This is a genomic window from Actinophytocola oryzae (genome assembly GCF_004364325.1).
Classification (GTDB): Bacteria; Actinomycetota; Actinomycetes; order Mycobacteriales; family Pseudonocardiaceae; genus Actinophytocola; species Actinophytocola oryzae.
Genome location: NZ_SOCP01000011.1, coordinates 304,180 through 327,193 on the forward strand (window position 1 = coordinate 304,180; position 23,014 = coordinate 327,193).

Here is a 23,014-nt window from a genome sequence, read left to right on the forward strand (position 1 = left end):
ATCGGGTGGGTCCGGCATGGTGACCACGTTACCGAGACCTTGCGATCATCGGCACCGACATCACCTTCCGTACGCCAAGGGCGAACGACCGGCCACACCGCGGTGTTCCCCCCAGTATGACGCCAACACTGGAGGACAGCCCTAGGCTCGCTAGTTCGCCAGGCCTCTGAGCAGGTCCAACGCGGTGCCGACGGCCGCCGCGCGCACCTGGTGACGGTTTCCGTCGTACCCGATCGTGCGAACTTCGACGACGGACGGACCCGACACGCCGACGTACACGACACCGGGCTCGATCCCATCCTGTGGGTCCGGACCGGCCACGCCGGTCAGGCCGATGCCCCAGGTGGCGCCGCACACGGTGCGTGCACCGTCCGCCAGCTGGGCGGCCACGTCCGGGTGAACGGGGCCGTACTCGGCGAGCAGGTCCTCGTCCACGCCTGCCAGCTGGTGCTTGAGCGGTGTCGCGTACACGACCAGACCACCGCGCACCACGGCCGAGGAGCCGGGCACGCTGGTCAGCACCGCCGCCACGAGCCCGCCGGTGAGGGACTCGGCCGTGGCGACCGTCTGACCCCTGTCCTTCAACGCGGCGATCAGCCCGGTTAGTCCTTCCGGGTCGACACCGACGGCCTCGGCCAGCGGGTTCCTAGCCACGGGTGGCGCGGAGGCGGGTGGCGCGCACCACGTAGTCGAGGCCGGTGACCACGGTCAGCACCAGCGCGATGCCCATGCCCACCCACAGCAGCGGGTCGAGTGCGGCAGGCAGCGGCAGCAGGTAGAGCCCGATGGCGATGATCTGCGCGAACGTCTTGACCTTGCCGCCGTAGCTCGCCGCGATCACGCCGTAGCGGATCACCCAGAAACGCAGCAGCGTGATCGCCAGCTCGCGGCCGGCGATCGTGAGGGTCACCCACCAGGGCAGCTCGCCGAGAATCGAGAGCCCGAACAGCGCGGCGCCGGTCAGCGCCTTGTCCGCGATGGGGTCGACGACCTTGCCGAAGTCGGTGACGAGGCCGTACTTGCGCGCGAGGTGGCCGTCGATGAAGTCGGTGATCGACCCGACGGCGAACACGACGAACGCCACCATCCGCCACCCGGTCGCGTGCGCGCCGTCCTGGAAGAGCGCCATCAGGAACACCGGCACCAGCACCAGCCTGGTCACGGTGAGGATGTTGGCGATGTTGACCAGCGGGACCCGTGCGACGGCAGCGCCCAACGCCTCGGCGGGCGTCGTGCCGTCGGCAGGCGTGGCACTCACGACGACCCCTCCCGGTCGCCCGGCCCCGACGCGACGCCCGAGAGCTCGCGAAGCACCTCCATCGGCCGCACCACCAGGTCCACGCCCTCGGACCCGACGACCTTCCCCACCACGAAGTCACCGACCGACACGTCGTCGGCGTCGAGCAGCAGGCACTCGCCGTCCACCTCGGGGCCCTGGTGCGCGGCCCGCCCTGCGACGCCGTCCTCGTCGTCGCGCTCGACCAGCACCCGCACCTCGTCGCCGACGCGGTCCTCGGCACGCTGTGCCGTGAGCTGCTCGACCAGGCCGGACACGCGCGTGACCCGCGCGGCGACCTCCTCGGGATCGAGTTTGTCCGGCAGCCTCTCGGCCTCGGTGCCGTCCTCGTCGGAGTACCCGAACACGCCAACCACGTCCATCCGTGCCTCGGTGAGGAAATGCTCCAGCTCCGCCAGCTCCTCCTCGGTCTCGCCGGGGAAACCGACGATCACGTTGCTGCGGATGCCGGCGTCGGGGGCGAGCGCGCGGATCTGGTCGACCAGCGCGAGGAACGACTCGGTGCCGCCGAAGCGGCGCATCCTGCGCAGCACGGTCGAGCTGGCGTGCTGGAAGGACATGTCGAAGTAGTCGGCCACGCCCTCGGTGCCCGCGATGGCCGAGAGGAGCTGGGGCCGGGTCTCGGCCGGCTGGAGGTAGGACACGCGGACCCGCGCGATGCCGGGGAGGTCCGCCAGCCGTGGCAGCAGCAGCGCCAGCGCGTCGGGCCCGCCGTGCTCGCGGCCGAGGTCCTTGCCGTAGGAGGTGGAGTTCTCGCTGACCAGGAACAGCTCACGCACGCCCTGCTCGGCGAGCCACGCGCCCTCGGCGACGATCTCGTCCGGCGTGCGGGACACGAACGCGCCCCGGAAGGACGGGATCGCGCAGAACGAGCACCGCCGGTCGCAGCCGGAGGCGATCTTGAGCGAGGCGAACGGGGCGTCGTCGAGGCGTTTGCGCAGCACGCGCGGGCCCCAGCCGTGGCCGGGCACGCTCACGTCCTTCGCCGTGCGCTCGACGGGGGTGATGGGCAGCAGCGTGCGCCGGTCGACGGGGGTGTGCGCGGCGATGGCGCGGCCCGCGACCACGTCGTCGAGCCGCTCCCCCAGGTTCGGGTAGTGGTCGAAGCCGAGCACGGCGGCGGCCTCGGGCAGGCTCTCGGCCAGCTCGGCGCCGTACCGCTCGGCCATGCACCCGACGGCGACGACCTTCGCGCCGCTCTCCGCGGCGTCGAGCAGCACGTCCACCGAGTCCTTCTTGGCCGACTCGACGAAGCCGCAGGTGTTCACCACGATGACGTCAGCGCCCGCACCGTCGTCGGAGATCTCCCAGCCACCAGCCGCCAGCCGGCCCGCGAGTTCCTCGGAGTCGACCTCGTTGCGGGCGCACCCGAGGGTGAGCAGGGCGGCACGACGCGACGGTGGTGGTGTTGGCACGGGGTTCAGAGTAACTTGCACGCGCGCCTCTACATGGCCCGATGTGTGGGGCGTGGCCCGGACGTGGCAGGTTTGGTGTCCGTGAGTGAGCCGGTTGTTGTGCGCAGGGCGCGGGTCAGTGACGTGCGCGGCATCAAGTCCATCATCGACTCGTACGTCGGCAAGGTGTTGCTGGCCAAGGAACTCGTGACCCTCTACGAGGACGTCCAGGAGTTCTGGGTGGCCGAGGTGGATGGCGAGCTGGTCGGCTGCGGCGGCCTGCACGTGCTGTGGGAGGACATCGCCGAGATCCGCTCGATCGCGGTACTCCCGAACGCGGGTCGCCTCGGCATCGGCGGCTACCTGGTCGAGCGGCTGCTGTCGGTCGCGCGGCAGCTCGGCCTCCAACGCGTGTTCGTGCTCACCTTCGAGACGAAGTTCTTCGCGAGGTTCGGCTTCGTCGAGATCGAGGGCACGCCGGTGACCGCCGAGGTGTACGAGCAGATGCGCCACTCGTTCGACGAGGGGGTCGCGGAGTTCCTCGACCTGCCCTACGTCAAGCCGAACACCCTGGGCAACTCGCGGATGCTCCTCGAGCTGTGAGCGGCCGAGTACCCGAATCGATACCTGATCTTCGGCCGATCGGGGGTTTGCACGTCACGTGCGGGCGTGCGTAATGGTCCGGACCCTGTCCCCCGATCGTGAGGGAGATCATCCGTGGCCACGTCAACCCTGCGTCGTGCCGCCCGGGCGACCATCACCACAGTCGTCGTCGCCGTGACCGTCTTGGCCGGTGCCGCCACCGCGTCCGCCGCGCTCGATCCGGCGCAGTTACGTCAGGTGACCGACCAGTACTCGTTCTCGACCGCGCTGAACACCTTCCAGACCATTCGCGCGCAGCAGCCGTACGCCGACCAGCTCGACTGGGGCTCGGACGGGTGCTCGAGCTCACCGGACAACCCGTTCGGGTTCAACTTCGTGAAGGCCTGCTACCGCCACGACTTCGGCTACCGCAACTTCAAGCGGCAGGCGCGGTTCAACGAGACCACGCGGCTGTCCATCGACAACCACTTCAAGTCGGACCTGTACGAGATCTGCGCGGGCAACTGGGCGTGCAACCGGGTCGCGGACGTGTACTACGCGGCCGTCCGCCAGTTCGGCAACAGCTCGGTGACCACCGCCCAGGCCCTGGCCAACATCGCCTGAGCCGTCGAGGGGCAGTGCCCGCCCGCCACGGTAGGACGGGCACTGCCCCTCGGGAACACGCCTGCCGGCTCAGCAGTTGCCGGTCGGGACGTTGCCGCCCAGGCGGTCGGCCACCCAGCTGGTCGCGGTCGGGCTCATGAGGGCCGCCGTGACGAAGTGGGGGCCGGTGTTCGTGCGCATGAACGTCACGTTCGCGCCACCCGCGCACCAGGCCGCTCGCAGGTTGACGCTCACCTCGACGGGCAGGATCTCGTCGTTGTTGGAGTGGTAGAGCAGGACGGGAGCACGCGGGGCCGTGGCACCGAGGTTCTGGGCGTCGACCCTGGCGCGCCACTCCGGGCGGGCCAGGACGTCCTCGGTCGTGTACTCGGACAGGCTGTGGCCCGCGTACTTGTCCGACTGCAGCTCCTCGGTGCAGTCGTCGGACAGGTCCGCGAGCACGGCGCGGCCCGTCTCGTTCAGGTACGGGGTCATGTCCAGCTCGGGGTAGGTCACGTCGATGCCGTAACCCGCGGCGAAGACCAGGCCCGCGTTGTCGCCGCCGTCGTTGTGGTCGGCCACGGTCTTCAGGTTGGCAGGCGGGGCGCCCACCGCGTACGCCCTGATGTTCAGCTCCGGCGCGTAGGTCGGGGCCAGCTGCGCGGCCCAGCCCGCGCCGTGCCCGCCCTGGGAGTAGCCGACGATCGCGACCTTCGCGCCCGTCGACAGCCCGGTGCCCGGCAGCCTGAGCGCGGCCCGCACGATGTCGAGCGTCGCCGCGCCCTCGGAGCGGCCGGCCATGTAGGTGTGCGGGCCCGGCGTGCCGACGCCCTCGTAGTCGGTGACGGCGACGGCGTAGCCGCGGGTCGCGTACTGGTGGATCAGCAGGCCCTCGGTCTCGTCGCCCGCCTCGAGGTGGACCGACGGCGCGCACTGGTCGCCGAGGCCGTGCGTGCCTGGCGCGTAACCGATGACCGGGGTGTTGGCGTTGGCGCCGAACGGCACGATGACCGTGCCGCTGACCGTGATGGGCTGCCCGGTCGTGGAGGTCGACCGGTAGGTGATGATCCAGGTCCTGGCGTAGAAGAAGCCGGGCGCGTTGACGGACCGCGCGGTGACGACATCGCCGGCGGCGGCCCTCGGCTCGGCGGCGGCGTCGGTGACGGTGAGCGCGAAGAGCGCCAGCAGGGCGCAGGAGAGCAGGGCGAAGAGGCGGCGAACAGGCATAATCGCTCCTTTGCGATCGGCAGGGTTCCGGTTCGCAGAAGTAGCTACTCGAAGGTAGCTACCCCACAGTAGGCACCCTGCGACGCAGAGCAAAGGGCCGTTCGGCGGAGTGGTCGGGCCGCGTTACGCCTCAGTCCTCGTCGAAGTCCTCGTCCTCCGACGGGGGTGGGCCGCCGCCGCGGATGGTGTACAGGACGGCGTCCAGCTCGTCGGGTTTGACCAGCACGTCGCGGGCCTTGCTGCCCTCCGACGGGCCCACCACGCCCCGGCTCTCCAGCAGGTCCATCAGGCGACCCGCCTTCGCGAAGCCGACGCGGAGCTTGCGCTGGAGCATCGAGGTCGACCCGAACTGGGACGTCACCACCAGCTCGGCCGCCTGGAGCAGGACGTCGAGGTCGTCGCCGATCTCCTCGTCCACGTCCTTCTTCTCGGCCGCCTTGGCCGCAGTCACACCGTCGGTGTACTCGGGCTGCGCCTGTTCCTTGACGAACGAGACCATCGCGTTGATCTCTTCGTCGGTGATGAACGCGCCCTGGATGCGGACCGGCTTCGACGCGCCCATCGGCAGGTAGAGGCCGTCGCCCATGCCGATCAGCTTCTCCGCGCCCGGCTGGTCCAGGATGACCCGCGAGTCGGTCAGCGACGACGTCGCGAAGGCCAGGCGGGACGGGACGTTCGTCTTGATCAGGCCCGTCACCACGTCCACCGACGGGCGCTGTGTCGCCAGCACCAGGTGGATGCCCGCCGCACGGGCCTTCTGGGTGATGCGGACGATCGCGTCCTCGACGTCGCGCGGCGCGGTCATCATCAGGTCGGCCAGCTCGTCGACGATCGCGAGGATGTACGGGTAGGGCCGGTACTCGCGCTCGGAGCCCGGCGGGGCCGCGATCTCCCCCGACTTGACCTTCTTGTTGAAGTCGTCGATGTGCCGGACCCGGTTGACCTGCATGTCCTGGTAGCGCTGTTCCATCTCCTCGACCAGCCACGTCAGCGCGGCCGCCGCCTTCTTCGGCTGCGTGATGATCGGGGTGATCAGGTGCGGGATGCCCTCGTACGGGGTCAGCTCCACCATCTTCGGGTCGATCAGGATCATCCTGACCTCGTCCGGCGTCGCGCGGGCCAGCAGCGACACCAGCATCGAGTTGACGAAGCTCGACTTGCCGGAACCCGTCGAACCGGCGCACAGCAGGTGCGGCATCTTCGCCAGGTTCGCGGTGACCATGTGGCCCTCGATGTCCTTGCCGAGGCCGATCACCATCGGGTGGGTGTCCTTGACCGCGGTGTTGGACCGCAGGACGTCGCCGAGCCGGACCATCTCGCGGTCGGAGTTCGGCACCTCGATGCCCACGGCCGACTTGCCGGGGATCGGCGCGAGCAGGCGCACGTTGTCCGTGGCCACGGCGTAGGCGATGTTCTTCGTCAGCGCGGTGATCTTCTCGACCTTCACGCCCATGCCCAGCTCGACCTCGTACCGCGTGACGGTCGGGCCCCTGGTGAAGCCGGTGACCTGCGCGTCGATGCCGAACTGGTCGAGCACGCCGGTGATCGCCTCGATCATGGCGTCGTTGGCGCGGCTGCGGGACTTCGGCTCGGCACCCGCCTCCAGCAGGTTCGGGTCCGGCAGCGTGTAGTCGCCGTCCACCACGCGCGGCGTGAGCGCGAGCTGGCCCTGCTGCTCCTTGGCCTGCGGGGTCTCCTTGACCTCGGTGGCCTTCGGGCGCTTGCGGGGCGGCGGAACGGATGCGGCCGGGGGCTCCGGCGGCGGCGGGATCTCCTCGCCGACGCCGGTCTCGGGCAGCGGCAGCTGCTCGGTCTCGTCGGCCATGGTCGCCTGGCGACGGCGCGACGGGCGGCGCAGGCGGGGTGCCTCGGACGCCTCCTGGGCGGCCGTGGCGTCGACGTCAGGCTCCTCCAGGCCGGGCAGGTCCAGGCCCTCCGCCTCGCGGTCCTCCGGGTCCATGCCCAGCTCACGCAGCCGGGACGGGATGTCCCTGAACCGGGTGCCGGTGAACACGAGCACGCCGAAGCCGAGCACCAGGACCAGCAGCGGCAGCGCGACCCACGCGGTGACGCCCTTCGACAGCAGCCCGCCGGAGAAGTAGCCGAGTGCGCCCCCCGCGTAGCGCTGGTTGTAGTTGTCGGCGGGCAGGTCGGAGAAGATGTGCAGGATGCCGAGGATGGCCAGCACGAACAGCAGCGTGCCGATCACCAGCCTCGGCCGCTTCTCCGGCAGCGGGTCCGAGCGCATCAGCGCGATGCCGATGACCAGCAGCGTCAGCGGCAGGGCCATGGCGGCGGCGCCGACCACGGACCGCGCGCCGACCTCCAGGTAGTGGCCGATCGGGCCGGCCGCGTGCCACCAGATGCCCGCGCCCGCGATCACGCCGACGGCGATCAGCGCGAACGCGAGCCCGTCACGGCGGTGGGCCTGGTCGAGGTCCTTGGTGCGCCCGACGGTGCGGGCGATGCCGCCGACGCCCTTGGCCAGCAGGTTCCAGCCACCGCGCAGCCCGCGGAACAGCGCGCGGCTGACCGAGTGCTTGCTGGTGGTCTTGCGGATCGGGGGCTTGCGTGCCGTCGACGTACGCGTGGTGCGTGCCGTGGACTTGGCAGGCGGACGCTTGCGAGCACCGCTTCCGGAGCCGCTACCCGAGCCGCGGCCCTTGGACCTGGAAGAGGCTGTCCGGTTCGCCATACCCCACACGGTAGTCGGCTCTCGCCACATCAGTCACTCCCACCACACGAACAACGCGAGCGGAGTAGTGCCCGATGACTCCGCTCCGCATTCCCCTGGCACGCGGTCACTCCATCGGGTGGTACCGCTGACGAGATCGTGTTGGGTTCGTGCGATGCTCCGGTCATGGTCGCGCTGTCTCGCCGCAGTTCCGAGTCGACACGCCGGTGGCCGCCGTCCCGGCCCCGGAAGGTGTCGCCGGCGTGGAAGGCCATGATGTACGTCAACCGGGGCTTCGTCCGACTCGTCGGACGGCTGGAGGTCACCGGGACGATCCCGCCGGAGCTGCGGGACAGGCCGCTCCTGATCGCCGCCAACCACATCGGGATGTTCGACCCGTTCGTGCTGACCTGCGCACTGGAGGAGGCGGGGATCACCCCGCGCTTCATGCTCACCGGCGGCCTGCTGGACGCACCGGTGGTCGGGTGGGGGCTGCGCCAGGGCGGCAGCATCCGGGTGGACCGCGGCAAGGCCAACATCGCCGAGGCGTTCGAGCGGGCCACCTCGGCACTGCGGGAGTCCCCCGGCCCGGTGCTCGTGTACCCGGAGGGCCGGGTCAGCCGGGAGCCGGGACTGTGGCCGGAGAAGGGCAAGACCGGCGTGGCGCGGATGGCGCTGGCCAGCGAGATTCCCGTGCTCACGATCAGCCAGTGGGGTGCGCACGAGGCCGTGTACTGGGGCACCGAGGTGGTGACCGGCTGGCGGGACCTCGTGCCGGGGCTGACGTCGTGGCTGCGGGCCATCTGGCGCAGGCCGAAGTTCAAGGTCCACTTCGGACCCGTGGTCGACCTGTCCGACCTGTCGGCGGCTACTCGGGGTGACGCGATGCGTGCTCATGGTCGCATCATGCGCGCCATCACCGACAATCTCGTCCCGCTGCGTGCCGACCAGCTGGAACGCCCCAGGTTCCACGACCCGACGCGGCCAACGGACAGCACGTCTCCCTGGAAACCCGCCCTATAGGTCCAGCACGCGGGTCGGGATGGCCATGCCGGTCCGGATGGGGTTCAGTACGAGCATCGTGGTGAAGCGCCGGACGTTCGGGGCCGCGTTGAACAGGCGCTCGGACAGCTCGTTGAGATGCGCCATGCCGGACGTGGTCAGCACGACGACGTAGTCCCACTCGCCGTAGCAGTCGTAGAGCTGCTGCACCTCCGGCGCCGCGAGCATGCGACGCCGGAACGAGCCGTGCAGGCGCGGTGACTCACGCTCGACCGCGACGAGGACGACCGCCATCACCAGGTCGTGGCCCGCCTTGGGGTCGAGGACGGCCGCGATGCGGGCCAAGAGGCCACTTTCGCGGTAGCGCTCCATCCGCCGGTGCACCGCGCTCGGCGACAGGCCGACGATCTCGCCGAGTTCCCGCAGCGTCCGGCCCGCGTCGGTCTGCAGCTCGTCGAGGAGCAGGTGGTCGATCTCGTCCAGCTTCACGCAAAAATATTGCGTCAGCCCGGGAAAGAATTCAATCGCCGTCCGCGGCGATTCGCTTAGCGTTGTGACACGAAGTCCCCGCTGACGAAAGGGTCGGGCCTCTATGACGATCACGGCTCCCTCGCCGCAGACCACCGGTGAGTCCAGTTCGACCGTCACGCGTGGGACGGCGCTCATCGTGTTCGCTTCGGTCTGTTTCGGCACCTCGGGACCGCTCGTGAAGCCGACGATGGACGCCGGGCTCTCGCCGCAGCAGGTCGCGAGCTTCCGGATCGCGCTCGCGGCCGTGCTGTTGCTGGGGTTCGTGGGACTCACCAGGCCCGCGCTGCTGAAGGTGCCGCGTGCCGCCCTTCCCCTGCTGTTCGGCTACGGGCTGGTCGGTGTCGCGGCGGTGCAGCTGCTGTACTTCGCCGCGGTGTCCCGGATCCCGATCGGCGTGGCGATGCTGCTGGAGTTCACCTCGCCGGTGCTGGTCGCGTTGTGGGTCCGGTTCGTGCGACGGGTCGTGCTGCCGCCACGGATGTGGGTCGGCACCGCGCTGACCCTGGTCGGGCTCGCCCTCGTCGCGGAGGTGTGGCAGGGCCTCCGGCTCGACGCGCTCGGGCTGCTGTTCGGCGTCGGCGCGGCCCTGTGCGCGGCGGCGTACTTCCTCGTCGGCGGCCGCGCGGTCGGCGCACTGCCCGCGCTGGGGCTCGTGACCTGGGGCATGGTCATCGGCGCGGTCGTGATCGGCGTGATCGCACCGCCGTGGTCGCTGCCGGGTGAGGTCCTCGGCGCCGACGCGGCGTTCGGCGGGTGGCAGGTGCCGGTGTGGGTGCTGCTGGTGACGTGCGCGGTGGTGAGCACCGCGGTGGCCTACCTGCTGTCGATCAACTCCATGCGGTTCCTGCCCGCGAACGTGGTCAGCGTGATCGCCGTGGTCGAGCCGATCGTGGCGACCGTGCTCGCGTGGCTGGTGCTCGGCCAGGAACTCTCGGCCGCGCAGGTCGTCGGCGCGGTGGTGCTCCTGGCCGGTGCGACCGTGGTGCAGCTGGCGTCGCGTCGCCCGGTCGTCCCGGGCGACGCTCTCATACCGGAATGACAGTCGGGACGATCATCGGGCGACGGCGGTAGGTGTCGGCCACCCAGCGGCCCACCACCCGCCGCACCGACTGGGCGATGCGGTGCGTGTCCGTGATGCCCTCGGCCTCGGAGTGGGACAGCTCCTTCTCCACCAGCGCGACGACCTCGTCGAGTGCCTTCGGGTCGTCGGAGAAGCCGCGGCCCGAGATCGTCGGCGGCGCCACCGCGCGGCCGGTGGTCGAGTCGACGGCCACCGTGATCGCGATGAAGCCGCCCTCGCCGAGGATCAGGCGGTCGGACAGGGTGGAGTCGCCCACGTCGCCGACCGACAGGCCGTCGACGTACACGTGTCCCACCTCGACGCGCCCGCTGATCGCGGCGCGGCCGTCCACCAGGTCGACCACCACGCCGTCCTCGGCGATCACCACGTGGTCCGGCGGCACGCCCGTCGCGACCGCCAGTGCCGCGTTGGCGCGCAGGTGGCGCCACTCGCCGTGCACCGGCATGACGTTCGACGGCCGGACCGCGTTGTAGAGGAACAGCAGCTCGCCCGCCGAGGCGTGGCCGGACACGTGCACCCGGGCGTTGCCCTGGTGGACCACGTTGGCACCGAGCCGGGACAGCTCGTTGACCACGCCGAACACCGCGGTCTCGTTGCCGGGGATCAGCGAGCTGGCCAGCACGACCGTGTCTCCGGGGAAGATCTTGATCTGCCGGTGGTCGCCGCGCGCCATCCTGGACAGCGCCGACAGCGGCTCGCCCTGCGAGCCGGTCGACACGAACAGCACCTCGTGCTCCGGCAGGTGCAGTGCCTCGTCCAGGTCGACCAGCAGGCCCTCCGGCACGTGCAGGAGCCCGAGGTCGGCCGCGATGCCCATGTTGCGCACCATCGACCGGCCGACGAGCGCGATCCTGCGGCCGTGCCGCACGGCGACGTCGAGCACCTGCTGCACGCGGTGCACGTGGCTCGCGAAGCACGCCACGATCACCCGCTGCTGTGCCCGCGCGATCACCCCGTCGAGTACCTGGCCGATCTCCCGCTCCGCCATGACGAAGCCGGGCACCTCGGCGTTGGTCGAGTCCACGAGGAACAGGTCGACGCCGTCGTCACCCAGACGGGAGAACCCGGCGAGGTCGGTGAGCCTGCCGTCGAGCGGCAGCTGGTCCAGCTTGATGTCGCCGGTGTGCAGGACCACGCCGGCGGGGGTGCGGATGGCGACCGCCAGCGCGTCCGGGATGGAGTGGTTGACCGCGAAGAACTCGCACTCGAAGTCGCCGAACGACACGCGGCCGCCCTCGGCTACCTCGACGAGGTTCGGGGTGAGCCGGTGCTCCTTGCACTTGGCCGCGACCAGCGCGAGCGTGAAGCGCGACCCGACGACCGGCAGGTTGGGCCGGTGGCGCAGCAGGAAGGGCACCGCGCCGATGTGGTCCTCGTGGCCGTGCGTGAGCACCACCGCGTCGACCTGGTCCATCCTGGACTCGATCGCGCGGAAGTCGGGCAGGATCAGGTCGACGCCCGGCTGCTGGTCCTCGGGGAACAACACGCCGCAGTCGACGATGAGCAGCCGCCCACCGAACTCGAACACGGTCATGTTGCGGCCGATCTCGCCGATCCCGCCCAGCGCGACGACGCGCAGTCCCCCTTCGGCGAGTGGACCGGGTGGAGCCTGTGGAATCACTAATGAACCTGCCCGGCGCTCGTGTGAGTGGTTGGCGAGACGTACGCGGCGGCCGCGTCGGCCCTGGCGACCCGCGAGGCGGCCAGGTCGGACGGCGACGCGTCCGCGAGGGGCACCCCGGCGTCGCCGAGGTCACCCGCGATCAGCTTGAACTGCTCCGGCGTGGCAGGCGGCAGCGGCAGGCGCGGGTCTCCCACGTCCTGCCCGCGCAGCCGCAGCGCGGCCTTGGCGAAGATCACGCCACCGACCCTACCCATCGCCCGGTAGACCGGCAGAAGGCCACGGTGGACAGTGCGCGCGGTGCCGACGTCGCCGTTCTCGTAGGTCTCCAGCATCCGGCGCAGCCGCCCGGCGACCACGTGCCCGATGACGCTGACGAAGCCGACGCCGCCGACCGAGAGCCACGGGAGGTTCATCGCGTCGTCACCGGAGTAGTAGGCGAGGTCGGTGCTGGCGATGACCTCGCTGCCCGCGAGGAGGTCGCCCTTGGCGTCCTTCACGGCGACGATCCTGGGGTGCTCCGCGAGCCTGCGCAGCGTGTCGACCTCGATGGGCACGACCGAGCGCGGCGGGATGTCGTAGAGCATGTTCGGCAGGCCGGACGCGTTGGCGACGGCCGTGAAGTGCGCGATGAGGCCTGCCTGCGGCGGCCGTGAGTAGTACGGGGTGACGACGAGCAGCCCGTGCGCACCCGCCTGCTCGGCCTCGCGGGCGAGGTGCACGGAGTGTGCGGTGTCGTAGGTGCCGACGGCGGCGACCACGGTCGCGCGGTCCCCCACCGCGTCGACGACCGCGCGGATGAGGTCGGCCTTCTCCGTGTCGGAGGTCGTCGGCGACTCGCCGGTGGTCCCGCTGACGACCACACCGTCGTTGCCGAGGTCGACGAGGTGCGCGGCGAGGCGCTGCGCACCACCCAGGTCGAGCTTCCCGTTCGCGTCGAACGGGGAGACCATGGCGGTGAGCACCTGGCCGAACGGCCTTCCTGGCTTGGCGGTCGGACACGTGTTCATGCCCGTAGACGCTACTCCACGACGCCCGGCGCGCCTGTCAAGCGGTCGTCGGCAGGAAACGTTCCGGCTATTCGCCGCCCGCGACGTACGACTTGTCGAGCTGGTCGCCTTTCTCGTGGTAGAGCACGCAGACGACCTCCCGCTCACCGCTGTCCCAGCCCTTCCGCGTCGGTACGAGCGCCCGGTAGCGAAGGCCGCGGGTGTCGGGCACCTCGTTCGACCCGAAGACCATCGTGCAAACGCTTTCGGCGTACCCGGTCAGGCCCGCCTCGCCGGGGTAGTCGAGGTCGACGGCGCCGGTGCTGTACTCGTCCGGCCTGGCCCAGAACGTCCTCGTCTCGAAGACCTGGAGGCCGTGCGGGTCGTCGCACTCGACCTGGGCGCTGTCGGTGATCCGCCTGCCCTGGCCGAGGTCGCTGTTGAGGCACCCGCCCGCCGGGTAGTCGGGGTTCCAGGTCAGTTCGGGGAGGTAGCCGCCCTCGCCGTAGGTGAGCGCCGAGTCCCGGGCGACCGGGCCGGTGTCGGCGGGCTCGGTGGCCACGCGCAGGAGGTAGCCACCCGCCAGCAGCGCCACGGCGAGCACGACCGCGAGCACGACCGTCGGCCTCGTCCGGCGCCGCCGTGGCGGCGGCTGGTAGCGGGCGGTGCCCGGATGGCCGGGGACCGGCGCGGTGAGGCCTGCGGGCGGCGTGTGCGTCGCCTGTGCGAGCAGGCCCCTGACCTGGGCCGCGGTCGGCCGGGCCCGCGGGTGGGTGTTCAGCAGGCCGGTGACCACCGCGGCCAGCGGGCCGTGGCAGCGGGACAGGAACGGGACCTCGTTGAGGATGGCGTTCATGCTCGCGGCCGTCGACGAGCGTTCGAACGCGTCGTAGCCCTCGACCGCGAAGAAGAGGACGGCGCCGAGCGACCACAGGTCGGAGCCCGCGTCCGCGTCGTGGCCGCGCAGGCGTTCCGGCGCCATGTAGACCGGCGAGCCGACGAGGATGCCGCTGGTCGTGAGGCGCGGGTCGTCGGTGGACTGCGCGATGCCGAAGTCGGTCAGCTTCACCCGCCCGTTGGGCGTCACCATGATGTTGGACGGCTTGACGTCCCGGTGCACCACGCCCGCGGCGTGCGCGACCTCCAGCGCGGACAGCAGCTGTTCCGCCAGACGTGTGACGGCGCCCTGCGGCAGCGGGCCCCGCTGCTCGACGAGCTGCGCCAGCGTCGGGGCCTGGATCAGCTCCATCACGATGAACGTGGTGCCCGACTCGCGCACCACGTCGAAGACCGTGACGACGCCCGGGTCGTTGAGGCGGCCCGCGGCACGCGCCTCACGCAGGACCCGCTCCTCGAAGACGGTCCGCTCGGCCGGGTCGACGTCGTCTGGCAGGTGCAGCTCCTTGATCGCGACGCGCCTGCCGATCGTCCGGTCCTCCGCGAGCCACACGATGCCCATGCCGCCCCGGCCGATCTCCCGCACGAGCGAGTACCGGCCCGCGACCACGCGCTCGGTCGCCCGCAGCTGGTCCTGGGTCACCGTCGTGTCCTTCCCACTGTCCTGTTCGGTCATCCGACCGGGGGAAGGGCAGAACGGTTCCCGCGACCGCGCTACAAACCTCGGCGCAGGCCCTGGACGGCGGCGACCGCCTCGCGACCGCCCTCGTACCCGACCCGGATCGCGTCCCGGCCGGTCACGAAGAGCAGCAGCTCACCGGGTAGACCGGTGACCGTGACGGTGTCCGGGCCGCGCTTGGCCACGACCTCCTCGCCGCCCGGTGTGCGCAGTACCAGGCCGACGGGTGACCGGCGCAGCGTCATCCGCGACGTGCGACGCACGCCCGTCCACACGGCCGCGTCCCGCGCGGCGTCCGGCTCGCGTGGCTCCCACCCGTCCTGACCCCGGCGCGCGTCCTCGTGGTGGACGAAGAACTCGACGCTGTTGACCGCGCTGTCGACGGCAGGCAGCCGCGTCGGCCAGAACGCGGGCGGACCGCCCCGGACGAGGTCGACCAGCTCGCGCCACGGGCGGCGCGCGTAGGAGTCCTGTACCCGCCTGGTGTGGCCCGCGAAGGGCTTCAGCAGGATGCCGGGCGCGGCGTCCGGCCTGCGCTCACGCACGACGAGGTGCGCGGCGAGGTCCCTTGTCTGCCACCCCCTGCACAGGGTCGGCTCGTGGGGACCGAGCCGGTCGAACAGGTCACACAGGGCGGCACGCTCATCGCTGCTGACAGACATGCCACCACTCTGTCAGTTCTGCGGAAGCACCTGCTCGGTGAGCTGCTTGCCGTCGCGGCGCGAGATCACGCAGTACATGGACCGGTCGCGGTCGGACGACGGACCGACCCAGGAGTCCTCCGTCGGCACGATGGACGAGTGCAGCAGCCGGCCGCGGTCGTCGGCCGGGATCACGTCCTCCATGCCGAACACCAGCGCGCACGACGCCTCACCCAGTGCCTTCAGCGACGCGAGCCCCGGGTAGGGGATGTCGTCCTCGGAGTTGAACGGGTCGAGCACGTACAGCACCTCGAAGTCGTGCGGACCGGCGCAGTCCGCGCTGTTGGTGTAGCTGCGGCCGGACTCGAGCTGGGCAGGCGCGCACTGGCTCTGGTAAAGCTCGAACGCCGGGATGTCGGCGCCGCTGCCGCCGAAGCTGTAGGTCGAGCCCTTCGCCTCGTCGACGACCGGCTCGACGAGGCCCGTGCGCCCGGCGAACCAGCCGCCCGCGAAGGCGCCCACGACCAGCACGGCCGCCACCGCGACCCACGGCCACCGCGGCCCGCGCCGGACCGGGGCGGCGGTCGCGGGGAGCGTGGTCGGCGGCGGCGTGTACATGGCGGTGCCGCGCGGGTCGGTGTTCGGCTGCGTGACCTGGGCGAGCAGGCCGCGGACCTGCTGGGTGCTCAGACGGGCCTGCGGCGTGACGTTGAGCAGGCCCATGATCACCGACGCGAGCGGGCCCTGGCAGCGCGTCAGGTACGGGACCTCGTTGAGGATGGCGTGCATGGTGGCGGCCGTCGTCTGGCGGTCGAACGCCGCACGCCCCTCGACCGCGTAGAACAGGGAGGCGGCCAGCGCCCACAGGTCGGAGCCCGCGTCGGCCTGCTCACCGCGGATCACCTCGGGGGCGAGGTAGGTCGGCGAGCCGACGAGCGTGCCGCTGGTGGTGAGGCGCGGGTCGTCGGTGGACTGTGCGATGCCGAAGTCGGTGAGCTTCACCCGCCCGTTGGCCAGGACCATGATGTTCGACGGCTTGACGTCGCGGTGCACGATGCCCGCCGCGTGGGCCGAGTCCAGTGCGTCCAGCAGCTGCCCGGCGAGGCGCGCGACGGCGTCCTGCGAGAGCGGACCCTGCCGTTCGACGATCGCGGTGAGCGTGGGGGCCTGGATCAGCTCCATCACGATGAACGTGGCGCCGTTCTCCTGGACGACGTCGTACACCGTGACCACGCCAGGGTCGTTGAGGCGGCCTGCGGCACGGGCCTCCCGCAGCACGCGTTCCTCCAGCACCCGCCGCTCCTCGGCGGGCACGCCCGCGGGCAGGTGCAGCTCCTTGATGGCGACGTGCCTGCCGATGGTCCGGTCGTCGGCCAGCCACACGACGCCCATCCCACCTCGGCCGATCTCCTGCAGGAGCGTGTACCGGCCGGCGATCACCCTTTGTCGGGTGACCTGTTCAGGCTGCTGGGTCACCCGCAGCATGTTAGATGGCGTCATGCCGTCCTGGGTCCTGCACGTCGATCTCGACCAGTTCATCGCGGCGGTCGAGGTCCTGCGGCAGCCGTCGCTGGCCGGGAGACCGGTCGTCGTGGGTGGTCGGGGCGACCCGAGCGAGCGTGCGGTGGTGGCCACGGCCTCCTACGAGGCCAGGGAGTTCGGGGTCCACTCGGGAATCCCGCTGCGGCTCGCGCTGCGGCGTTGTCCTGACGCGGTGTTCCTGCCGCACGACGCCCGCGCCTACGACGAGGCGTCCGCGCGGGTGATGGCCGTGCTGCGGTCGTTCGACGTGCCGGTGGAGATCCTCGGCTGGGACGAGGCGTTCCTCGGCGTCGACGTCGAGGACCCGTTCGCGTTCGCCAGGACGGTCCAGGAGGAGGTGCTGTCGTCGACGCGACTGGCCTGCTCGGTCGGCATCGGCGACAACAAGCCGAGGGCGAAGCTCGCCACGGGTTTCGCGAAGCCGGCGGGGATCTTCAAGCTCACGCGGGTCAACTGGTTCGCGGTGATGGCGAACCGGCCGACGTCCGCGCTGTGGGGCATCGGGTCGAAGACGGCCAAGAAGCTGGAGACGCTGGGGTTCGCGACCGTGGCGGAGCTGGCCAGGGCGGACCCGTCGGTGCTCGCCGCGGAGCTGGGGCCGAGGATGGGGCCCTGGTACCGGGGGCTGGCGCGGGGTGCGGGCAGCGCGGAGGTCTCGAGCACGCCGTACGTCGCGAAGTCGCGGAGCCGGGAGACGACGTTCCAGGAGGACCTGACGTCGCCGCCGGACATCACCGCGGAGGTCGTGGCGCTGGCCCACCGCGTGGCCGAGGACGTGGTCGACGAGGGCAGGCCGGCGAGCCGGGTGGCGGTGAAGGTGCGGTTCGCGCCGTTCTTCACGCACACCCGCAGCATCACGCTGCCCGCGCCCACTTCCGACGCGGCGCTGCTGGAGGAGGCCGCGCTGGAGGTGCTGGCCAAGTTCGACCTGGACCGGCCGATCCGGCTGCTCGGTGTGCGGGCGGAGTTCCCGGACGAGCACGCCCCAACGTAATGAAGGCGTCCTTCGGTACGGCCGGCGTTCGGCGCGCCCGGCGTTACGAAGGCGCCCTTCAGTACGTCCAGGGTTACGAAGGTGTCCTTCAGTACGCCCAGCGTTACGAAGGCGTCCTTCAGTACGGCCAGCGTTACGAAGGCGTCCTTCAGTACGGCCGGCGTTACGAAGGCGTCCTTCAGTACGGCCGGCGGGGGTTAGGCGACCTCGTGGCCTGCCTCGCGGAGCGCCTCGACGGCGCGGTCGAGGTCGGTGGCGGGCACCAGCACGTGGTCGGTGTCGTAGGTCGAGACGGCGAGGATGGTGACGCCCGCCGCGGCCAGCTCGCCGGCCATGGCCGCCATGATGCCGGTGAGGTCGAACTCGAGCGGGCCCCGGACGGTCAACAGCCGCCACCCCGGCCTGCTGTCCTCGCTCGGCGGCGCCGCACTCGACGGGCAGATCACCGACATCCCGTCGGCCGTGGTGGTGACCGAGACCAGACCGGACGTCCGGATGCCGGGCAGCTCACCCTGCGGCAGGCGCGTGATCGTGTACTCCCCCGGCGCGACGTCGACGACGAGCCGCTTCACCCGCGTCAGCCTTCGGTGACGAAGGGGCTGGACGCGACCTCTGTGCCGTCCGGCAGCGTGGACACCACGAAGTCGTCGAACACGTTCGTCGCGGCCTTCTGCAGCTGGCGCAGGCACTCCACGGCCAGCTCGCGGATCTCGACGTCGGCGTGCTCGCTGGCCCGCATGGCGATGAAGTGGCGCCAGGCCCGGTAGTTGCCGGTCACGACGATGCGGGTCTCGGTCGCGTTCGGGAGCACCGCGCGGGCGGCCTGGCGGGCCTGCTTGCGGCGCAGGGTCGCGTTCGGGAGGTCGGCGAAGTGCTCCTCGAGGCCCTCGAGCAGCTCGGCGTACGCGGCGACGCTCGCCTCGGCCGCGGCGAGGAACCTCTCGTGCAGCACGGGGTCGCTCGCGATGACGGACGGCTCGACCATGGCTGCGTTGCGCTCGGGGACGTACCGTTGGGAGAGCTGCGAGTAGGAGAAGTGGCGGTGGCGGATCAGCTCGTGGGTCAGCGAGCGGGAGATGCCGGAGATGTAGAAGCTGACGGTGCCGTGCTCGAGCACGGACAGGTGTCCGACCTCGAGGATGTGGCGCAGGTAGCCGGCGTTGGTCGCGGTGGCCGGGTTGGGCTTCTTCCACGACTGGTAGCACGCCCGGCCCGCGAACTCGGCGAGCGCCTCGCCACCCTCCGCGTCGGTCGACCACGGCACGTCCTCCGGCGGGAAGAACTCCGTCTTCGCGATCAGCTGGACCCTGGGCGACACCGTCTCCGTCATGCCGAAGAGCGTAACCGCCGGACTCGGGTGCCCGGGTGAACGACTCGTCGCCGATGGTGCTGTCACCGCCGACACTTGCGTGATGTCAGATGTGGTGTCAACATGGCACCATGGATCTCACACCGTATATCGCCTCGTTGCGGGAGGATCTCGTCACAGCCGCGTCTGCCGGCGACGAGAACACCCGTCGCGCGGCCGAGGTGCTCGCGGCGGCCCTGGAGCCTGCCGCACGCCTCGCCATCATGACCGCGCTGTCCGACCTGGCCGCCGAGGTGACCGCGTCGCTGGACGACCACGTGGTCGACGTCCGGCTCGCCGGACGGGACGTGCAGGTCGTCGTCACCGGCAGGGGGACGCCGCACGACGACCCGCGCACGGAGGACGTGCCACCCGTCGACGAGTCCGGCGACATGAGCCGGATGACGCTGCGGCTGTTCGAGCAGCTCAAGGCCAAGGCCGAGCAGGCGGCGTCGGCGCAGGGGGTGTCGCTGAACACCTTCGTGCAGCAGGCCGTCCAGGGGGCACTGCACCGCAAGGGCGGCGGTTTCGGCGGCGGCAAGGACTGGAGCCGCGAGTGGAACCGCGGCGGCTGGGGCGGGGGCCCCGAACGCGGGTCGAACAGGGTGCACGGCTGGTACGAGGGGTGAGGTAGCGGTGACCGAGGGAACCGAGGACAAGGTTGTGCGGCGGCAGAGCTTCGAGGCCGAGGGGCCGGTCGAGCTGGACCTCGGGACAGGGGGCGGCACGATCACGGTTCGTCTGGTCGACGAGCCGGGGGTACACGTCGAGGTCAGGCACGACCCGGGGGCGGGCAGCCCGTGGGCGCAGGGCCTGACCAGCATCATGAGCTGGGTGAACACACAGTTCCCGCAGTTCGGCGGCCAGTTCGGCGAGACGGTGCCCGCCGACTCCAGCGCCGAGGCCGAGGCCGTGCGGCAGACCCGCGTGGACTACGCCGCGGGCAGGCTCGTGGTCCGGACCCCGAAGGAGATGCAGCTGCGCAACGTGCCGATCGCCGTGTCCGTGCAGGCGCCGGCCGGGTCGCACGTCGAGGCGTCCAGTGGCGCCGGGCACGTGACCGTCTCGGGCCGTGCGGGGCGTCTCGCGCTGCACACGGGCTCGGGCCGCATCACGACGGACCAGGCCGAGGGCTCGGCGAAGGTCGACACGGGCTCCGGCACGGTCCGCCTGGGGCCGATGGTCGCGGGCCTGCGGGCCAAGTCGGGCACGGGCGACATCGAGGTGTCCGCCATCGGAGCTGCCAGCACGGTCGTGACCGGCAGCGGCGACGTCTGGCTCGGCGCGGTGACCGGTGACGTCCTCGCGCGCACCGGGAGTGGCAGGGTGACCATCGCGAACGCCGCGTCCGGGGAGTTGGAGCTGCACACCGGGTCCGGTGCCATCCACGTCGGTGTCCGCAGGGGGAGTCCGGCGGAGGTCGACCTGTCGTCCGGCTCGGGTGAGGTCCGCAGTGAGCTGGAACTGACGAACTCGCCGCCGGTGAGCAAGCCCGCGCTGCGTGTCCGGGGCCGGAGCGGCTCCGGCGGCGCACTGGTCACGACGGCCGCCGAGTAGGGCGCCCACCGAGCCCGACCGAGGGGCTGGCCTGGGTGGTGCCTCCGCTCCCAGCGCGGCGGCGCCGCCCAGGCCTCTTCGGCGGGTCGACCTGGCGGTCAGCAGTTCGAGGTGGTCGGGATCGGGACGTCGGGGTCGAAGGCCCTCGTGCTGTCCATGGTGTCGGCGCCCGGTTTCGGTGGCTCGCTGTAGCCGGGGGCGAGTTCGCCTCGTTCGTAGGCGTCGCAGGCCATCGCGTAGCCGAAGCCCTGGATCGAGGTCAGCCAGACGCCCTGGTCCTCGGGGGTCCAGCGCTCGTCGGTGATCGTGTAGTCGGTCTCGAAGCGGTCCACCGTCACGATCTCCATCGGGTTGGTGATCTCGTCCGGGTCCTCGGGTGCGAAGGCGTAGGCGAACACGTAGTTCGTGTGCACCACGAGCGCACCGTCCGGGGCCTGCTCCGCCGACATGGTGCCCGTCACCTTCGGCGGGACCGGCAGCAGCGTGAAGCCGTCCGCGACTCGGGTCGCCGTCAGGTAGGCGTTCTGGGACGGGGTCGACAGGTCCACCTCGGACCGGGCCCTCGGCGCCAGGAGCGTCAGTACGCGGCCGAAGTCGTGGCCGGTCAGCACGGCGGGATCCAGACGCTCGGTCACCAGCAGTTGCCGGACACGCTCGAAGCCCGCTGCCACCTGGTCGGCCCCGTACGAGCCCACCGGTGCGGCGGCCGGCGGCGCTATGCCCGCCACGCCATCCGCCCAGTCGGCGGCCGGTGTGCCCGTGAACGGGTGCGCCAGGTCCACGCTCGGCGACTCGGCCACCAGCGTGTTCCTGACGGTCGGAGCCGCATCCGGACGCGCGCGGTCCACCAGTGCCACACTCGCCGCCACCAGCGCCGCCAGGACGCCGACCACCACCAACACGGTTCGGTTTCGGCGCAGGAACGACGGCGCCGCCGGCATGTCGAACGCCTGGCGTTGCCTTCGTCGTGCCTCCGCCTGGGCCGCTCGCTGGTCCTTCCTGGACAGCCTCAGGTTCTGTAAGTCAGGGTGATCGTCGAGATCGTCGGTGTTCACGTGGCCCCCACAGCGTTTTCAGGTGCGCGACCCTAGCTCACCCGCTCGCCGCCAGAGCGGCGCCCACCTCCTTCACCAGGTTGCCGTTCGGGCCGGCGACCACCTCGTCCAGGCCCAGCCAGTCGGCCATCGACCGCAGCTCTGCCGCCAGCTCCACGCCCACCCGCCTGGTATCCACGCCGGGTTCCGCGAACACGCCGCGGGCGCGCAGCACCCCCGCGGGGCGGTCGGTCTTCAGGTCCACCCTCCCCACCAGCTCGCCGTCCAGCAGGAACGGGAAGACGTAGTAGCCGTACACGCGCTTGGGCTCCGGCACGTAGATCTCGATGCGGTAGTGGAAGTCGAAGATCCGTTCGGTTCGCTCGCGGCGCCAGATCAGGGGATCGAACGGGCACAGCAGCGCCCGGCCCGTGATGCCACGAGGCGTGCGCGCGTCGACGTGCCGGTACGCGGGGTGGCGCCAGCCCGCGACCGTCACCGCCTCGACCAGCCCCTCCTCGACCAGGTCGAACAGGGCCGCCTTGCTGCGCTCGGGCGGCAGGCGGTAGTAGTCCCGCAGGTCCGGTTCGGTGCCGACGCCGTGCGCCACCGCGGCGCCCAGCATCAGCCGTCGCGCGGCCTCGTCGTCGGGGACCGGCGGTGCGGACAGCACCTCGGGCGGGAGCACCCGCTCGGGTAAGTCGTACAGGCGCTGGAAGCTGCGGCGTGTTCCGGTCGTCAGCTCGCCGGTCGAGAACAGCCACTCGCAGGCGTGCTTGACGTCCGAGCGGTTCCACCAGCCGCCCGGCGCCTTCCTGGCCTGTGCCCTGGTCAGGCCCAGCTCGTCCTCCAGCGCGCCAGCCCCGACCGGACCCAGCTCCTTGACCGCGGCCAGCACGTCGGCGAACAGGCCGGGGGCACGCTTGAGCAGCGCGGCGTACCGGTGGGCGTACTTGGCCTCGAAGTGCCTCATCCGCCACCGGAACAGCGGCCAGTCCTCGACCGGGAGCAGGCTCGCCTCGTGTGCCCAGTACTCGACCAGTAACCGAGGGCGGCGCGCCCGGTGCGTCCACGCGGCCTCGTCCAGCAGGTCGACCGGGTAGGCACCCAGCCTGCTGAACAGCGGCATGTAGTGCGCACGGACCGCGACGTTCACCGAGTCGAGCTGGATCAGCCGCACCCGGTCGAGCACCCTGCGCAGGTGTCGCCGTGACACCTCTCCCCCGGGCCGGGCATCGGTGAAGCCCTGCGCGCCCAGCGCGATCCGCCGCGCGGCGTCGGCGCTGAGCGTGGTCGTGACGTTCATGACGGACACGATCGC

22 protein-coding genes are annotated in these 23,014 nt (G+C 71.2%); 7 read left to right on the forward strand and 15 right to left on the reverse strand.

What is annotated here, in order from left to right:
* Positions 1-150 precede the first annotated feature (150 nt).
* From CLV71_RS28740 to rimO, 3 genes are read right to left on the reverse strand one after another with little or no spacing between them, the layout of a single operon-like run.
* Entirely contained in the window at positions 151-654 is a 504-nt protein-coding gene (locus CLV71_RS28740; RefSeq protein WP_243866755.1) for a CinA family protein, read from the reverse strand.
* Positions 647-1,258, reverse strand: coding sequence for a CDP-diacylglycerol--glycerol-3-phosphate 3-phosphatidyltransferase (gene pgsA / locus CLV71_RS28745; RefSeq protein ID WP_133905980.1), 612 nt, complete (start codon positions 1,256-1,258; stop codon positions 647-649). Before pgsA ends, CLV71_RS28740 begins: the two co-directional genes overlap by 8 nt.
* Positions 1,255-2,712, reverse strand: coding sequence for a 30S ribosomal protein S12 methylthiotransferase RimO (gene rimO, locus CLV71_RS28750; protein WP_243866756.1), 1,458 nt, complete (start codon positions 2,710-2,712; stop codon positions 1,255-1,257). The genes pgsA and rimO overlap by 4 nt, the downstream gene beginning before the upstream one ends.
* A gap of 33 nt (positions 2,713-2,745) precedes the next feature.
* On the opposite strand from rimO, the gene CLV71_RS28755 reads away from it, so the two are divergent.
* Entirely contained in the window at positions 2,746-3,294 is a 549-nt protein-coding gene (locus CLV71_RS28755; RefSeq protein ID WP_133905981.1) for an amino-acid N-acetyltransferase, read from the forward strand.
* 114 nt (positions 3,295-3,408) lie between these two features.
* The gene (locus CLV71_RS28760; RefSeq protein ID WP_341771677.1) at positions 3,409-3,897 is read left to right on the forward strand and encodes a phospholipase; all 489 of its coding nucleotides are present in this window, start codon (positions 3,409-3,411) and stop codon (positions 3,895-3,897) included.
* 69 nt (positions 3,898-3,966) lie between these two features.
* Here the strand turns inward: CLV71_RS28760 and CLV71_RS28765 are convergent, their stop codons facing one another.
* Positions 3,967-5,103: a lipase family protein gene (locus tag CLV71_RS28765; protein WP_133905982.1), complete on the reverse strand. Its 1,137-nt coding sequence runs from the start codon at positions 5,101-5,103 to the stop codon at positions 3,967-3,969.
* Positions 5,104-5,233: 130 nt separating this feature from the next.
* A complete protein-coding gene (locus tag CLV71_RS28770) occupies positions 5,234-7,798 on the reverse strand; it encodes an FtsK/SpoIIIE family DNA translocase (RefSeq protein ID WP_208297795.1) in 2,565 nt (854 codons plus the stop codon).
* Positions 7,799-7,963: 165 nt separating this feature from the next.
* Between CLV71_RS28770 and CLV71_RS28775 the strand changes: the two genes are divergently transcribed.
* Positions 7,964-8,800, forward strand: a complete 837-nt coding sequence (locus tag CLV71_RS28775; protein WP_133905983.1) for a lysophospholipid acyltransferase family protein — start codon at positions 7,964-7,966, stop codon at positions 8,798-8,800.
* Here CLV71_RS28775 and CLV71_RS28780 read toward each other — a convergent pair.
* A complete protein-coding gene (locus tag CLV71_RS28780; protein WP_243866758.1) occupies positions 8,795-9,268 on the reverse strand; it encodes an Lrp/AsnC family transcriptional regulator in 474 nt (157 codons plus the stop codon). The genes CLV71_RS28775 and CLV71_RS28780 overlap by 6 nt on opposite strands.
* 103 nt (positions 9,269-9,371) lie before the next feature.
* Here CLV71_RS28780 and CLV71_RS28785 point away from each other — a divergent pair, with 103 nt between their 5' ends.
* Positions 9,372-10,349, forward strand: a complete 978-nt coding sequence (locus CLV71_RS28785) for an EamA family transporter (RefSeq protein WP_133905985.1) — start codon at positions 9,372-9,374, stop codon at positions 10,347-10,349.
* On the opposite strand, the gene CLV71_RS28790 is transcribed toward CLV71_RS28785, so the two are convergent.
* From CLV71_RS28790 to CLV71_RS28810, 5 genes are all read right to left on the reverse strand, one after another.
* On the reverse strand, positions 10,336-12,012 hold the full coding sequence (locus tag CLV71_RS28790; RefSeq protein ID WP_133905986.1) for a ribonuclease J: 1,677 nt from the start codon (positions 12,010-12,012) through the stop codon (positions 10,336-10,338). The genes CLV71_RS28785 and CLV71_RS28790 overlap by 14 nt on opposite strands.
* A complete protein-coding gene (dapA, locus tag CLV71_RS28795; RefSeq protein WP_133905987.1) occupies positions 12,012-13,022 on the reverse strand; it encodes a 4-hydroxy-tetrahydrodipicolinate synthase in 1,011 nt (336 codons plus the stop codon). Before dapA ends, CLV71_RS28790 begins: the two co-directional genes overlap by 1 nt.
* Before the next feature lie 67 nt (positions 13,023-13,089).
* Positions 13,090-14,541, reverse strand: coding sequence for a serine/threonine-protein kinase (locus CLV71_RS28800; protein WP_243866759.1), 1,452 nt, complete (start codon positions 14,539-14,541; stop codon positions 13,090-13,092).
* A gap of 71 nt (positions 14,542-14,612) precedes the next feature.
* Positions 14,613-15,239 carry a TIGR03085 family metal-binding protein gene (locus CLV71_RS28805; RefSeq protein WP_133905989.1) on the reverse strand — a complete coding sequence of 209 codons (627 nt, stop codon included), beginning with the start codon at positions 15,237-15,239 and terminating at the stop codon, positions 14,613-14,615.
* A gap of 12 nt (positions 15,240-15,251) precedes the next feature.
* The gene (locus CLV71_RS28810; protein ID WP_424923914.1) at positions 15,252-16,694 is read right to left on the reverse strand and encodes a serine/threonine-protein kinase; all 1,443 of its coding nucleotides are present in this window, start codon (positions 16,692-16,694) and stop codon (positions 15,252-15,254) included.
* A 22-nt stretch (positions 16,695-16,716) separates the two neighbouring features.
* Between CLV71_RS28810 and CLV71_RS28815 the strand changes: the two genes are divergently transcribed.
* Positions 16,717-17,754, forward strand: coding sequence for a DNA polymerase IV (locus CLV71_RS28815; protein WP_133905991.1), 1,038 nt, complete (start codon positions 16,717-16,719; stop codon positions 17,752-17,754).
* 197 nt (positions 17,755-17,951) lie between these two features.
* Here the strand turns inward: CLV71_RS28815 and CLV71_RS28820 are convergent, their stop codons facing one another.
* Both CLV71_RS28820 and thyX read right to left on the reverse strand, forming a co-directional pair.
* Positions 17,952-18,326 carry an ACT domain-containing protein gene (locus CLV71_RS28820; RefSeq protein WP_133905992.1) on the reverse strand — a complete coding sequence of 125 codons (375 nt, stop codon included), beginning with the start codon at positions 18,324-18,326 and terminating at the stop codon, positions 17,952-17,954.
* Between the two features lie 5 nt (positions 18,327-18,331).
* A complete protein-coding gene (thyX, locus tag CLV71_RS28825) occupies positions 18,332-19,084 on the reverse strand; it encodes an FAD-dependent thymidylate synthase (protein ID WP_133905993.1) in 753 nt (250 codons plus the stop codon).
* Positions 19,085-19,194: 110 nt separating this feature from the next.
* Between thyX and CLV71_RS28830 the strand changes: the two genes are divergently transcribed.
* The gene (locus tag CLV71_RS28830) at positions 19,195-19,731 is read left to right on the forward strand and encodes a toxin-antitoxin system HicB family antitoxin (RefSeq protein WP_133905994.1); all 537 of its coding nucleotides are present in this window, start codon (positions 19,195-19,197) and stop codon (positions 19,729-19,731) included.
* A gap of 7 nt (positions 19,732-19,738) precedes the next feature.
* Positions 19,739-20,659 carry a DUF4097 family beta strand repeat-containing protein gene (locus CLV71_RS28835; protein ID WP_208297796.1) on the forward strand — a complete coding sequence of 307 codons (921 nt, stop codon included), beginning with the start codon at positions 19,739-19,741 and terminating at the stop codon, positions 20,657-20,659.
* Between the two features lie 98 nt (positions 20,660-20,757).
* On the opposite strand, the gene CLV71_RS28840 is transcribed toward CLV71_RS28835, so the two are convergent.
* Complete coding sequence (locus tag CLV71_RS28840) at positions 20,758-21,714, reverse strand: hypothetical protein (RefSeq protein WP_133905995.1); 957 nt, start codon at positions 21,712-21,714, stop codon at positions 20,758-20,760.
* 37 nt (positions 21,715-21,751) lie between these two features.
* The gene (locus tag CLV71_RS28845; RefSeq protein WP_133905996.1) at positions 21,752-22,999 is read right to left on the reverse strand and encodes a winged helix-turn-helix domain-containing protein; all 1,248 of its coding nucleotides are present in this window, start codon (positions 22,997-22,999) and stop codon (positions 21,752-21,754) included.
* Between the last annotated feature and the right edge of the window lie 15 nt (positions 23,000-23,014).

Coding starts and splice junctions, on each gene's coding strand:
- CLV71_RS28755 (WP_133905981.1), top strand. CDS start 2,746: ATGGCCCGATGTGTGGGGCGTGGCCCGGACGTGGCAGGTTTGGTGTCC.
- CLV71_RS28765 (WP_133905982.1), bottom strand. CDS start 5,103: ATGCCTGTTCGCCGCCTCTTCGCCCTGCTCTCCTGCGCCCTGCTGGCG.
- CLV71_RS28770 (WP_208297795.1), bottom strand. CDS start 7,798: ATGGCGAACCGGACAGCCTCTTCCAGGTCCAAGGGCCGCGGCTCGGGT.
- CLV71_RS28775 (WP_133905983.1), top strand. CDS start 7,964: ATGGTCGCGCTGTCTCGCCGCAGTTCCGAGTCGACACGCCGGTGGCCG.
- CLV71_RS28785 (WP_133905985.1), top strand. CDS start 9,372: ATGACGATCACGGCTCCCTCGCCGCAGACCACCGGTGAGTCCAGTTCG.
- dapA (WP_133905987.1), bottom strand. CDS start 13,022: ATGAACACGTGTCCGACCGCCAAGCCAGGAAGGCCGTTCGGCCAGGTG.
- CLV71_RS28805 (WP_133905989.1), bottom strand. CDS start 15,239: ATGTCTGTCAGCAGCGATGAGCGTGCCGCCCTGTGTGACCTGTTCGAC.
- CLV71_RS28815 (WP_133905991.1), top strand. CDS start 16,717: ATGCCGTCCTGGGTCCTGCACGTCGATCTCGACCAGTTCATCGCGGCG.
- thyX (WP_133905993.1), bottom strand. CDS start 19,084: ATGACGGAGACGGTGTCGCCCAGGGTCCAGCTGATCGCGAAGACGGAG.
- CLV71_RS28830 (WP_133905994.1), top strand. CDS start 19,195: ATGGATCTCACACCGTATATCGCCTCGTTGCGGGAGGATCTCGTCACA.
- CLV71_RS28845 (WP_133905996.1), bottom strand. CDS start 22,999: ATGAACGTCACGACCACGCTCAGCGCCGACGCCGCGCGGCGGATCGCG.